This is a genomic window from Kushneria marisflavi (genome assembly GCF_002157205.1).
In the GTDB taxonomy this organism is placed as follows: Bacteria; Pseudomonadota; Gammaproteobacteria; order Pseudomonadales; family Halomonadaceae; genus Kushneria; species Kushneria marisflavi.
This window is the reverse complement of the sequence record NZ_CP021358.1, coordinates 197090-210135: the sequence shown is the minus strand read 5'-3', so window position 1 is coordinate 210135 and position 13046 is coordinate 197090. Positions and strand designations below refer to the sequence as shown.

Below are 13046 nucleotides of genomic sequence, written 5' to 3'. Positions count from 1 at the left end.
AAAAAGGCCCACTCCATTGGAGTGGGCCTTTTTGGTGCTTACCGAACGTTATTCCTTCGACGTCTGGTTATCACGCTCACGCTGCTGCTGGCGACGGCGTTCGCGCGGATCATTATGCGCACGACGACGCTGACGCTGCCGAGAAGTCACTTCGGTGGCAGTAGCTGCATCCTTTGCTGATGCGCTGTCAGGAGTAGCTACCTTGTCAGTGCTTTTGTCAGCAACGGTGGTGGCTTCGCTGGTCGCAGGTGCCGCCTTGTCACTACTGCCGGTCACCTCGGCGGTCTTGCGAGCGCTATCGGTCCTAGCGTTAGTGGCGACAGTTTCAGTTGTGGACGGCTTGTCAGTACCTTTGGCGACAACACGGCTGTCAGCCTGGTCTGATGCCTGTTTTTCCTCAGTCGCTTTCTGCGCCTTCGATGCAGGCTTTTCAGAGGCCCTGTCACGCGCTGCCACGCTCTGGCGATTGATGTCGCGTGCCGGCGCTTCGCTGGAAGCTCTGTCGGTCACGGGAGCTTCAGCGTTCTGGGAGACCAGATGAGGCTGCTCGCGCGGTGTGGCTTCGCTGGCTGCTGTTGCGTCAACCGCTTTGGCCGGTTCGGCATCTTTCTTTTGAGAAGTGGACGCCGTTTCAGCTGCGGTGCGTTCGTTACCTTGATCAGCCACGGTTTTGGCAGCATCCATGGGTACTGGAGCTGCTTTGGCCTCGGTTGTCGGTTTGCCTGACGTTTTGGAGGCTGTTTCCCCGCGTGCCTGGTCACCGGTGATGCCAGACTCTTTGGCCGGAGCCGGTGCAGCATTTTTGGTCTGCTGCTCCGCGACAGGCTTTTGGGCCGTGTTGACACCAGATTGTGTTGCATCCGCTGCTTTAGCGCTGGCCGTCTCCTTCTGGTCTGAAGCCTTTTCAGAAGATGACGGTTCGCGACCGAAAGTAGCGCTCACCGATTTACGACCGTTGCCGGAGGTAGAAGAGTCCTTGCTGTCAGTCGTGACTGGCTTTTCTTCAGTGCTCGATGCTTTCCTTTCAAAGGTGTCCGCCGGCTTTGCCGATGCAGAAACATCGCTGCCTTGAGCTGCCGCTACTTTCGGCTCGGCGCCGGCAGGCCCGCTGGATGCTATTGCCTTTGAACCTGCAGAGTCAGTGTGCTCGCTGGCAACGGTTTCAGAGCTGGCGGATGCCTCTGATTGGCTGGCTTCAGCCTGCAGGCGCTCCTGCTCTGCCACCGCCTCAGGGTTCAGGGCCTGCTTGCGGCTGCGTTGGCGAGGATTGTTACGGGTACGGCGTGGTTTGCCGTCATCGCTGTCCTGCGCCTGGGCGGGCGACTGATGCGCACAATCGTCCTGAGTACCTTCTGCTTTAGCGGGAGCAGACGACTCGGGGGCAGACTTCTTGCGGTCACCCTCATCACGTGGCTTCTCGGCGCTCTTGTCAGCCGGAGCACTCTGCTGACGCTTGTCACTGCGTTCGGGCGTCGCATTATCGCCTTTGGTCGGCGTTGCATTTTGCTGGCGCTTGTCGTTGCGATCGGTATTGGCACTATCTGCCTTGTCCGATGGGCTACCCTGCTGGCGCTTGTCATGGCGACCGCTGGTGTTATCACTCTTGTCAGCATCGCGTGACGGCCGGTCGCGTCGGTTCTTGTCATCGCGGCCCTTGTTGTCAGAGGACGTGCGCTTGTCGTTGCGGTTGTTCCTGCTTCCAGCACTGTCGTCGCGCTTCGTGTTGTCGCGGCGGTTATTGCGTTGTTCGCCACCACTGGAAGATTTCTGCTCTTCGCGAACGTTGGTCTCCTGACTGGCCGCCGGCGATTTTTCTTCTCGCGTGGTCGGCGTCTGGTGAGCGTTTTCCTTTTTGGGCTGCGCGCTGGCCGCTTCCTGCTTGCCGCTTTCTTCGCTGCCCATCAGGCGATTGAAGCCTTTCATGAGGCGACCCAGGAAGCCGGAAGGCGCTTCTTCTGCCGGAGCCGCAGCGGATTCGGGCGCCGGCGTGCGATGCGCTACCGAGCGCACGGCTGCCTCGGTACGCTTGACGGGCTTGCGATAGGTTTCGCTTTCGTCTTCCGGTGCTTCGAAATCATCTGACAGCTCAAAGCTTGAGCGTGCGGCTTCCTCCGGGTCGACCTGATCATCGCGATAGCGCTGAACATCGTAATGCGGGGTTTCGAGCTCAGGCTGTGGCAACAGCATGACACGAACACCCTGACGACGTTCGATGTCGGCCAGTACATTGCGCTTTTCGTTAAGCAGATAGGTAGCGACCGGTACCGGCAGCATGGCGCGAATCTGGGAACTGCGATCCTTCATGGCCTCTTCTTCAATCAGGCGCATGATCGACAGTGACAGCGAGCGGACATCGCGGATGGTGCCCTGGCCATTACAGCGGGGGCAGACCACGCCGCTGGTTTCGCCCAGCGAAGGACGCAGACGCTGGCGCGACATTTCCATGAGGCCGAAGCGCGAGATGCGACCGATCTGAACACGTGCGCGGTCGAGCTTCAGCGCATCCCGAACGCGGTTTTCAACTTCACGCTGGTTGCGGGCAGGGGTCATGTCGATGAAATCGATGACCACCAGGCCGCCGATATCACGCAGTCGAAGCTGCCGAGCGATTTCGTCGGCCGCCTCGAGGTTGGTCTGCAGTGCCGTCTCCTCGATGTCACCACCCTTGGTAGCGCGCGAGGAGTTGATGTCGATGGAGACCAGTGCTTCGGTGTGATCGATGACGACCGAGCCGCCTGACGGCAGTTTGACTTCGCGCTCGTAGGCCGTCTCGATCTGGGATTCGATCTGGAAACGAGAGAAGAGTGGGACGTCGTCGTTATACAGCTTGATCTTTTGCTGATAGGACGGCATGACCTGCTTGACGAAGTTGAGCGCTTCTTCATGCACGTCAGTATGATCGATCAGCACCTCGCCGATGTCCTGGCGCAGGTAGTCGCGCATGGCGCGAATAATGACGTTGGATTCCCGATAGATCAGGAAGGGGGCCGAACGCTTGCCGGCTTCCTCGGTAATGGTTTCCCAGACCTGTACCAGATAGTCCAGATCCCACTGGAGTTCCTCGGAGGAGCGCCCAATACCGGCCGTACGCACGATCACACCCATTTTTTCGGGCATGGTGAGCTGGCTCATGGCTTCTTTCAGCTCGGTACGCTCATCACCTTCGATACGGCGAGAGATCCCACCGGCCCGCGGGTTGTTGGGCATCAGAACCAGAAAGCGCCCGGCCAGGCTGACAAAGGTGGTCAGTGCCGCGCCCTTGTTGCCGCGCTCTTCCTTGTCGACCTGGACAATGACTTCCTGGCCTTCCTTGATCACTTCACGAATATTGGGACGTCCGTTACCGGAAGGCTCCTTTGAAAAGTATTCGCGAGAGATCTCCTTGAGCGGCAAAAAACCGTGACGGTCGGCGCCAAAATCGACAAAGGCGGCTTCAAGGCTGGGTTCGACTCGCGTAATGCGGCCGCGATAAATGTTGGCCTTTTTTTGTTCTCTCGCACCGGATTCGATGTCGAGGTCATAAAGTCTTTGGCCGTCGACCAGCGCGACTCTCAGCTCTTCAGGCTGAGTCGCGTTGATAAGCATGCGTTTCATATTGTCTCACTGACTGAGCGTACCGCTAGACAAATGCCGGGCCACAGCAGCAATCAGCCCTTTGGTTGATCGCCTGTAGCGCCGGGCATCGGTGCAGCCGAATCGCGGGCCAGAGTGTTTGTGCTCAGCGCATGTCTACAAGTATGTTTCACTTCCTCGGGCGCCATACAAACGTGCCCTGGAAAGGCTTCATGATCATGTTGAGTACGTGACCGCCTGAAGACATGTCGCGGCAGCATGGTTGCTTAACCGGTCTTCCAGTAAGGCGGTCACACCTGATGGCCATCGATACGACAGCACCGGCTTTCGGCACGGAAAATGGTTGATCCCGTGATGCAAAATCCGGGTACTTCAATACTGTCAGGTGCCGGATTGATATCATCCGACGACTGTTCTGTTGCTTCGGCCTGCGTGTCATCTGATGCAGGCGCTGTCAGGTCTTGCGGACCTTAAGGAAGCCCCCGGAATATAACAGTAAACCCTGGTGCCCACAATCGGGGCCATCACTGCGTTATTTCGCTACAATGCCGGCCTTTGCAGCAGGTAAAAAGAGGGAGAAGACATGGCCGAGGGGCGTGGAGTTCAGTGGCTTGACATTGACGAACATCATGATGGACAGCGACTGGATAATTTCCTTCTTGCCCATCTGAAGGGCGCGCCTCGAACCCTCATCTATCGGATTATTCGCCGTGGTGAAGTGCGCATTAATGGTGGACGTGGCAAGGCAAGTCGTCGGCTCGTCAAGGGAGATCGTGTCAGGGTGCCGCCGCTGCGGTTGACGCCTCAGGAGGCGGTGCAGGACGTCAGTGATAATCTGCGCCATGTCATCGAGCGCAGCGTTTTGAAGGAAACGCCTGACTGGATGGTATTCAACAAGCCCTCAGGGCTTGCCGTTCATGGCGGCAGCGGTGTCAAGATCGGTCTCATAGAGGCCCTGCGCCAGATACGCGATGATCTGCCCTATCTGGAGCTGGTGCACCGTCTGGATCGTGATACGTCGGGATGTCTGTTGGTGGCCAAATCCCGTGAGGCACTCAATTTTCTCAGCGATGAACTTCGCGCGCATCGCATGCAAAAACATTATCTTGCTCTGGTTGAAGGGCGCTGGTCGGTTGAGCAGCGTGAAGTGTCGGCACCGTTGCTGCGCTTTGAACTTCCCAATGGTGAGCGTCGCGTACGGGTGGAGGAAACCGGCAAGCCTTCAAAGACGCGTTTTAAGCTGATCGAGTCATTAAGGGGGGCCACCCTGATCGAGGCGGAGCCGGTAACAGGACGGACTCACCAGATTCGAATTCATGCCGTTCATGCCGGCCATCCACTGCTGGGAGATACCAAGTACGGCAGTGTGACCGGTGAGCGTCTGGCAAAACGTTGCGAGCTTTCCCGCCTCTTTCTGCATGCCAGAACGCTGGGGTTCACCGATCCCGCCTCACGACAGCCCGTGACGCTACACGCACCTTTGAGCGACGATCTACTGAGTGTGCTGGCGCGCCTGCGCTAGTCGGATGTCTGCAGACAGATTTCCTCTGATGGCGACAAAAGGAGCAGGACTGCAATGCGTTATCGTCTGATCATTTTTGACTGGGATGGCACGCTCATGGATTCGGCGGATCGAATCGTGGACTGCATGCAGCGTGCTGGTATGGATATCGGCTGGCCTGCATTGAGTCGCGAGGCCGTGCTCGACATTATCGGTCTCGGCCTGCCCGAAGCCATTGCTCGGTTATGCCCGGGCATTGACGCCGAACGCGCCGAACATCTTCGTAAGCGTTACGCCGATCATTTTGTGGCTGCCGAACGGGAAGGGCCCGCCCTGCCATTTTTTGAAGGGGTGCAGGAGGGGATCGCCCGACTCAGGGCGGCGCCCGATGTCAGGCTCGCCGTGGCCACGGGCAAGAGCCGTCGCGGGCTCGATCGCATTTTTGCCGAGCGTGACTGCGGTCACTGGTTTGCTGACAGCCGTACTGCTGATCTGACACGGTCAAAACCTGATCCACTTATGCTGGTCGAGTTGCTGGAAACGCTTGATGTCTCTCTCGAGGAGGCCGTCATGATCGGGGACAGCGTTTATGACATGGGCATGGCGCAGGCGCTGGGCATGGATCGTGTGGCGGTGACCTGGGGCGTCCACAATGCGAAACAGCTGGGCGATTTTTCACCCGTGCAGGTGGTGAATAATTTCCATGATCTGATGGGGTGGCTGGAGTCATCGGTTTGCCCACAGACAGGGGTGGAAATGGATGAGTGATCGAAAGGATCAGTGGACGGGACGTGATCTGAATGATGATGGTATAGCGGCGGAAGGGCGGTCCGGGGAAGGCATTGATCGCGATGCCATGATGGAGCGATGGCTGCTTGAAATGGTACGCGAGCAGCGTCGCACCCGGCGCTGGAAGATCTTTTTTCGATTGCTGTTCTGGAGTTTCTGGATTGTGATCGCCGCGGCCGTCGTATTCATGGTGACCGGTGAGCAGGAGTCGATGACCAGCCGGAAGGTTGGGGTGGTCAAGATTGAAGGCGTTATCGATAGCCAGTCGCCCGCCAGCGCCGAAAGAGTCATTCGTGGTCTGAATGATGCCTGGCAGGGACCCGAGACGGCGGTCGTGCTGGATATCAACAGCCCCGGTGGTTCTCCGGTGCAGTCGCAGCGCATTTACGACGAGATTCGCCGCCTTCGCAGCACCGGCGACAAGCCCATCATTGCCGTCATCGAGGATATCGGTGCAAGCGGCGCCTACTATATCGCCTCTGCTGCCGACAAAATCTACGCTGCACCGGCCAGTCTCGTGGGCTCCATCGGCGTCATCTACTCGGGGTTCGGGTTTGAGGGGGCAATGGAAAAACTGGGTATTGAGCGGCGTGTGTTCACGGCAGGAGAAAACAAGGACATGCTTGATCCCTTCCAGCCCGTCAGCGATGCACAAAGGCGCTTCTGGCAGCATGTGCTGGATCAAACCCATGATCAGTTCATCAATGCCGTTAAGGCCGGCCGCGGCGATCGCCTGTCAGACGACCCTGCGCTTTTCTCCGGGCTGGTCTGGACGGGAGAAGAGGCCGTGGACAAGGGGCTGACAGATGGCCTCAAAAGCGTTGATGATGTCGCGCGTGACATGACCGGAAGTGCCGAGACGAAGGACTACACTCAAGGTGGTGATCCGCTTGAACAGATATCGCGCCACTTTGGCCAGATCGCCGCAGAGTATCTCGGCCTTGATATTTACGCCGGATCGTCGCCCGTTCGCCTGCGTTGACGCCTGAGCACGGCGCTGGCCGGTATTATTCAAGCAGCGGATTGATGCCGGCGTCACGAAGCAGTCGGCACAGGGCAATCAGGGGAAGCCCGATCAGAGCGCTTGGGTCTGAGGTATGGATGCCCTCAAAAAGGGCCGTCCCCAGTTTTTCCATATAGAAGCTGCCGGCGTTATCGATGGCCGGCTCTTTTATGAGATATCCCTCGATCTCCTCCGGGCCCAGGCTTCTGACATCCACACTGGTGAGATCCACGAAAGTGTCGCAGTGGTGTCGACGGGTATCCAGAAGTGCCACGCCTGTCAGAAAGTGGATCCGTCGGCCGGAAAAGCGCTGGAGCTGTTGCCGGGCCCTGTTGAGGTTGCCTGGTTTACCCAGCAGGTCATCATCGATGCTGACCACCTGGTCGCTGCCGATGATCAGGTGATGTGGATAATGCTCGGCCAATGCTTGCGCCTTCTCCCGCGAGAGACGCTCGGCCAGCATGCGGGGCGTTTCACCTGCTCTGGGGGTTTCATCGATATCAGGGGAGTGATGTTGAAAGGGCAGGCCGAGACGGCCCAGCAGCTCCCTGCGAGAAGAAGAGCTGGAGGCAAGAACGATCAGAGGCATCATGGCTCCCGAGGCAGTGGGTGGTGAGAAGCGCAGGGAGGCAGAATAACCGTTTTTGACAGTGATATCGGTCACCTGCGCCTCTTCTTTTGCAACAACTCTTTTGACACTTTCACGGACAATCCCTATTATTGCGCGCCTATGTCAACCACGCGACTACCCAAAACGGTCGAGCCCTATCGGCTTGCTGCCAGCGGCGAACGTCTGGAAGGGAGAGTTCCTCTCTCTGCCATGCCTCGTATCGTCGATGCCATCGGCCGGCAGGAGGCCGAATGTCATGTTGTCATGACGTTTGATCTTGATGCACAGCGTCAGCATTATATCGAAGGCTCACTTGTTGCCGATGTCGAGATGCCCTGTCAGCGGTGCCTGCAGGCCATGCCGGTTCATCTTGAAAGCACTTTCCTGCTTGGCATGGTAACCAGTGATGAGCGTGCAGCGACGCTGCCAGCACGTTACGAGCCGGTACTTGTGGAAGACGAGCATCTGGCTTTGCTGCCGGTTGTCGAGGACGAACTGCTTCTGACACTTCCGCAGGTGGTTTATCACGATGAGGCGGATTGCGCCGTTTCTCGTGATGCGCTGCAAAGTGGTGACGAAGTCGAGCAAACGCCGGCGCGAGCCGATAACCCGTTCAGTGTGCTTCGCTCCCTGAAGGATCACTGAGTCTTTTTTGACGTTACGTTACAACCGGAGACAACCCAATGGCTGTCCAACAGAATCGCAAGTCCCGTTCCAGGCGCGGTATGCGTCGTGCCCATGACGCGCTGACAGCGCCGACGCTTTCCCAGGACAAGGAAACCGGCACTACCCATCTCCGTCACCATGTTGCACCGGACGGATACTACCGTGGCCGCAAGGTCATTGACGTCGAAGAATAAATGATTCGGGCGATGCCGCCCTTGCGTATCGCCATCGACGCCATGGGCGGGGATTACGGTCCCCGCGCTACTGTTTCTGGAGCTGCACTTGCACTGGCACAAAAGCCGGGTGCCAATGTCACGCTTTATGGCAGGCGTCATCTTCTTGATGTCGAACTCTCTCGACTGCCCGCTATCCTAGCGCATGTTCGTGATCGCATTGATGTCATCGAAGCCGGTGACAGCCTTCCTGCTAACATGACACCCTCCCGTATTCTTCGCGATACCTTTAATGGCAGCCTGTACGCAAGCCTTGATGCCTTGCGAAGCGGTGACGCCTGCGCCTGTGTCAGCGCAGAGCATACCGGTGCCATTATGGCGCTGGCGCGGCGTGATGTCGGCATGCTGGACAATGTGGCGCGTCCCGCCATCAGTGCTGCTATTCCCACTGTTTCTCAGAAACCCTGCTATATGCTGGACCTTGGTGCCAATGTCGATGTTCGTGCCGAGCATCTTGTGGATTTTGCCATCATGGGCGCTGCCATGGTCAGGCTGGTTGACGGCGTACAATTGCCGAAGGTCGGGCTTTTGAACGTGGGGACCGAGAGCTCCAAGGGGGAGCGGCGAGTGCGTGAAGCCGATATGCTGCTGCGTGCCAGTGAGCACACTCGTTTCGAATATGTCGGTTATATGGAAGGGGACGCACTTTTCACTGGCAATACCGACGTTGCCATCTGTGACGGCATGGTAGGCAACGTCGCGCTTAAAAGCAGTGAGGGATTGGCCCGAATGCTCGGCGAGCGTCTTCGAGGAGAGTTTCAGATCGGCTGGTACGCTCGAACTGTCGGCTGGCTGGCCAAACCCGTATTGCGCCGGTTCATGCAGGAACTCAACCCTGTGCGATATAATGGCGCCAGCTTTCTGGGGCTCAGGTCCACCGTTGTCAAAAGCCACGGCAATGCACAGGCTGAGGGGTTTGCCTATGCTGTGCGGCGTGCCATGGATGAAGCTGCGATGAATTTGCCGGAAAGGCTGATGTCATAGGAATTTCGTATGGCGAAGCTCTAATTGAACCTGCATTGCGGGCGCTTATAAAGCTTCGCTTATTTAATCTTCAGTGAGTTAGTACAGGTGAATCAGATGAGCAATGCCCTCGCCCTGGTCTTTCCCGGTCAGGGTTCTCAGCAGCTGGGCATGCTGCGAGAGCTCGCCGAACGTTACAGCGTCGTGCGAACGACCTTCGAGGAGGCTTCAGAGGCACTCGGATACGATCTCTGGCATGTGACTCAGGAAGGGCCCGAGACGGCGCTCAACGCTACGGCCTGCACGCAGCCGGCGTTGCTGACCGCCAGTGTCGCCATCTGGCGTGTCTGGCAGGAGCTCGAAGGCCCGCGTCCCGCAGCCATGGCCGGCCACAGTCTGGGCGAATACAGTGCGCTGGTCTGTGCAGGTGCCATGAGCTTTGCCGATGGCGTACGGCTGGTACGTCTGCGCGGTGAAGCCATGCAGGATGCCGTGCCGGCCGGTCAGGGCGGTATGGCGGCCATACTGGGGCTCGACGACGATGTCGTGGAAGCGGTGTGTGAAGAAGCAGCGCAGGGCGACATTGTGTCGGCCGTCAACTACAACTCGCCCGGACAGGTCGTGATTGCCGGGGAGAAGGTCGCCGTCGAGCGTGCCATTGCGCTTTGCCAGGAGCGAGGCGCTCGCCGTGCCATGCCGCTTCCTGTATCAGTACCGTCGCATTGTGCGCTGATGAAGCCTGCTGCTGAGCGCCTTGAGCAGGCCATGGCAGATATCGATCTTCGTCAGCCGCGCTATCGTGTTATCCAGAATGTGGATGCCGTATGGCATGAAGATCTTGATACCATCAAGACGCGTCTGGTTCAGCAGTTGTATCGTCCGGTGCTCTGGACACGTTGTGTAGAAACCCTTTGCGAGCAGGGCGCCAGCGTCTTTATCGAGTGTGGTCCCGGCAAGGTGCTGACCGGGCTGGGCAAGCGAATCGCACGTCAAAGTCGTGGACTTGCGGTCAACGATCCCGAATCGCTGGCGGCGGCTATCGAGCTGGCAAAAGAGATGCCGGACGATCGATAAAGGCCTGCGAGCACGCAGTACAAGACATTAATCCCAAAAGGGAAACAAGCATGAGTGAAGCAAGAGTGGCACTGGTTACCGGTGCAACACGTGGCATTGGTCAGGCCATTGCTCGTGAGCTAGGTCGACAGGGCCATACGGTCATTGGCACGGCCACCAGCGAAGACGGTGCGCGTCGCATCGAAGATGATCTTGCCGCACATTCCATTCCTGGGGCAGGTATGGTCCTCAATGTGACGGACAGCGCCGCCATTGATCAGGTGCTGGGCGAGATCACCGAGCGTTTTGGCGCCCCACTGATTCTGGTCAACAATGCCGGTATCACTCGTGATAACCTGTTGATGCGCATGAAGGATAACGAGTGGGACGAGGTTCTGGATACCAACCTCACCTCGGTATATCGTGTCTCAAAGGCCTGTCTGAAAGCCATGACGCGTGCGCGCTTTGGCCGCATCGTCAATATCAGTTCGGTTGTCGCAACACTGGGCAATGCGGGTCAGAGTAACTATGCTGCGGCAAAGGCCGGCATGGAAGGATTCACTCGTTCACTGGCGCGCGAGCTTGCCTCGCGTAATATTACGGTGAATGCTGTAGCGCCTGGTTTCATTGCAACCGATATGACCAGTGAGCTGCCAGAGAAACACAAGGAATCATTGCTGAGTCAGATTCCGCTGTCGCGCCTGGGGCAACCCGAGGAAATAGCAGCGGCTGCGTGTTTTCTGACCAGTGATGTCGCCGGGTATATCACCGGTGAAACGCTGCATGTCAATGGCGGTATGAACATGCGCTAGAACCGGCGAAGGACGCTGTTGCGTCCGAGAAAGACGGTCTATAAACTACCGCCAGTTTTGATCTGGCGACTCGTAAACCAGGAGTGATGATAAATGAGTACCATCGAAGAGCGCGTTAAAAAAGTTGTTGCCGAACGCTTGAACGTCAAGGAAGAAGAGATCCAGAACAGCTCTTCCTTCACTGAAGATCTGGGCGCCGACTCGCTCGACACCGTGGAACTGGTAATGGCTCTCGAAGAGGAATTCGATACTGAAATTCCCGACGAAGAAGCAGAGAAGATCACTACCGTGCAGGAAGCGATCGACTACATCGTCGCCCATCAGTAAGTTTTTGGCGCAATTCGGCCTTATGGGCCAGGATTGACCTGTAAAGCCGCCCCCTCTGGGAGCGGCTTTATTTTTAAATGGCATTAACCGGCAGACGGCATACGCTGCGCCGGGCCTTTCAGGCTGAATTATCAGGGTATATCAGTCAGAGACCGAGTCGATAGAATCGGTATAATGACCGGGATATATCATGCAGCAGGCGGTCGGGTATCCAGCAGTAATTCATGCTCTCGGGCGCACTCATCTGTCTTTTTTGGAGGAAAAACGATGCCTCGCAGAAGGGTCGTGGTGACCGGCATCGGTCTGGTAACACCGGTAGGTAATACAACTGATGCCACCTGGGACAGTATCAAGGCTGGCAAAAGCGGTATCGGAGCGATCGAGCATTTTGATGCCAGTGGTCTGAATACTCGCTTCAGCGGTGCTGTAAAAGGGTTTGATCCAGCGCCCTGGTTCAATCCGAAGGATGCCAAAAAAATGGATCTTTTCATCCAGTATGGCATCGCTGCTTCCGTTCAGGCGGTTCAGAACTCCGGCATTACCTGTAGTGAAGAAAACGCTCACCGCATCGGGGTTGCCATTGGCTCGGGCATCGGCGGATTGCCGATGATCGAAACCAACCACCAGTCGTTGTTGAAGTCGGGGGCACGTCGTATTTCTCCCTTCTTTGTGCCCGGGTCGATCATCAATATGATCGCTGGCAACCTGGCGATTCAGTTTGGCTTTCGCGGTCCCAACATTGCCATTACAACTGCCTGTACATCAGGCACGCACAATATTGGCTACGGCGCACGTACCATTGCCTATGGCGATGCCGATGTCATGGTGTGTGGTGGCGCCGAAATGGCCAGCACGCCGTTGGGTGTCGGTGGGTTTTCCGCTGCCAGAGCGCTTTCTACCCGCAACGATGATCCGCAGGCCGCCAGTCGTCCGTGGGACCGTGACCGTGATGGTTTCGTACTCTCCGATGGCGCCGGAATTCTGGTGCTGGAAGAGTACGAGCACGCCAGGGCGCGCGGTGCGAACATTCTTGCAGAGTGTGCCGGTTTCGGCATGAGTGATGATGCGTGGCACATGACAGCACCGCCCAGCGATGGGGCCGGCGCCGCCATGGCCATGAGCAACGCCATTCGCGATGCAGGGCTTGATCCTTCAAGCATTGATTACATCAATGCCCATGGTACCTCCACAATGGTGGGCGATGTCGCAGAGAGCCTTGCCATTGAAAAGGTGCTGGGGGCTTCAGCGCGTGATGTGGCCATCAGTTCGACCAAATCGATGATCGGCCATCTGCTGGGCGCTGCCGGCGCAGTCGAGGCGGCCTTCTCGATTCTGGCCCTGCGTGACCAGGTCGCACCACCGACCATCAATCTGGACAATCCCGATGAGCAGTGCCGTCTGGATTACGTGCCACATACCGCACGTGAAATGAAAATCGAGCATGTGCTGTCCAATTCGTTCGGTTTTGGTGGCACCAACGGCTCGCTGGTATTTTCGCGTATCTGATGAGGGCACA

12 protein-coding genes are annotated in these 13046 nt (G+C 57.5%); 10 read left to right on the top strand and 2 right to left on the bottom strand.

The genetic code is table 11. The features are described from left to right. Nucleotides 1-48 precede the first annotated feature (48 nt). Nucleotides 49-3594: a ribonuclease E gene (gene rne / locus B9H00_RS01030; RefSeq protein ID WP_086899092.1), complete on the bottom strand. Its 3546-nt coding sequence runs from the start codon at nucleotides 3592-3594 to the stop codon at nucleotides 49-51. A gap of 562 nt (nucleotides 3595-4156) precedes the next feature. On the opposite strand from rne, the gene B9H00_RS01025 reads away from it, so the two are divergent. Genes B9H00_RS01025 through sppA form a run of 3 tightly spaced genes read left to right on the top strand, consistent with a single transcriptional unit; the run spans nucleotide 4157 to nucleotide 6845 of the window. Next, a complete protein-coding gene (locus tag B9H00_RS01025) occupies nucleotides 4157-5095 on the top strand; it encodes an RluA family pseudouridine synthase (RefSeq protein WP_086899091.1) in 939 nt (312 codons plus the stop codon). 54 nt (nucleotides 5096-5149) lie between these two features. Beyond that, nucleotides 5150-5842: an HAD-IA family hydrolase gene (locus B9H00_RS01020; RefSeq protein WP_086899090.1), complete on the top strand. Its 693-nt coding sequence runs from the start codon at nucleotides 5150-5152 to the stop codon at nucleotides 5840-5842. Then, complete coding sequence (sppA, locus tag B9H00_RS01015) at nucleotides 5835-6845, top strand: signal peptide peptidase SppA (RefSeq protein WP_086899089.1); 1011 nt, start codon at nucleotides 5835-5837, stop codon at nucleotides 6843-6845. Before B9H00_RS01020 ends, sppA begins: the two co-directional genes overlap by 8 nt. Nucleotides 6846-6870: 25 nt before the next feature. On the opposite strand, the gene B9H00_RS01010 is transcribed toward sppA, so the two are convergent. Continuing rightward, the gene (locus B9H00_RS01010) at nucleotides 6871-7530 is read right to left on the bottom strand and encodes a Maf family protein (protein ID WP_322788259.1); all 660 of its coding nucleotides are present in this window, start codon (nucleotides 7528-7530) and stop codon (nucleotides 6871-6873) included. Between the two features lie 66 nt (nucleotides 7531-7596). On the opposite strand from B9H00_RS01010, the gene B9H00_RS01005 reads away from it, so the two are divergent. The 7 genes from B9H00_RS01005 to fabF all read left to right on the top strand — a co-directional run bounded on the left by B9H00_RS01005 (nucleotide 7597) and on the right by fabF (nucleotide 13036). After that, a complete protein-coding gene (locus B9H00_RS01005) occupies nucleotides 7597-8121 on the top strand; it encodes a YceD family protein (protein WP_086899087.1) in 525 nt (174 codons plus the stop codon). A gap of 38 nt (nucleotides 8122-8159) precedes the next feature. After that, the gene (rpmF, locus tag B9H00_RS01000) at nucleotides 8160-8336 is read left to right on the top strand and encodes a 50S ribosomal protein L32 (protein ID WP_086622709.1); all 177 of its coding nucleotides are present in this window, start codon (nucleotides 8160-8162) and stop codon (nucleotides 8334-8336) included. Between the two features lie 12 nt (nucleotides 8337-8348). Then, the gene (plsX, locus tag B9H00_RS00995) at nucleotides 8349-9359 is read left to right on the top strand and encodes a phosphate acyltransferase PlsX (RefSeq protein WP_086899086.1); all 1011 of its coding nucleotides are present in this window, start codon (nucleotides 8349-8351) and stop codon (nucleotides 9357-9359) included. Between the two features lie 96 nt (nucleotides 9360-9455). Beyond that, nucleotides 9456-10412, top strand: coding sequence for an ACP S-malonyltransferase (fabD, locus tag B9H00_RS00990; RefSeq protein ID WP_086899085.1), 957 nt, complete (start codon nucleotides 9456-9458; stop codon nucleotides 10410-10412). 50 nt (nucleotides 10413-10462) lie between these two features. Next, nucleotides 10463-11203, top strand: a complete 741-nt coding sequence (gene fabG / locus B9H00_RS00985; protein WP_086899084.1) for a 3-oxoacyl-ACP reductase FabG — start codon at nucleotides 10463-10465, stop codon at nucleotides 11201-11203. A 93-nt stretch (nucleotides 11204-11296) separates the two neighbouring features. After that, complete coding sequence (gene acpP, locus B9H00_RS00980) at nucleotides 11297-11530, top strand: acyl carrier protein (protein WP_019951639.1); 234 nt, start codon at nucleotides 11297-11299, stop codon at nucleotides 11528-11530. A gap of 267 nt (nucleotides 11531-11797) precedes the next feature. Continuing rightward, nucleotides 11798-13036, top strand: coding sequence for a beta-ketoacyl-ACP synthase II (gene fabF / locus B9H00_RS00975; protein ID WP_086899083.1), 1239 nt, complete (start codon nucleotides 11798-11800; stop codon nucleotides 13034-13036). Nucleotides 13037-13046 lie beyond the last annotated feature (10 nt).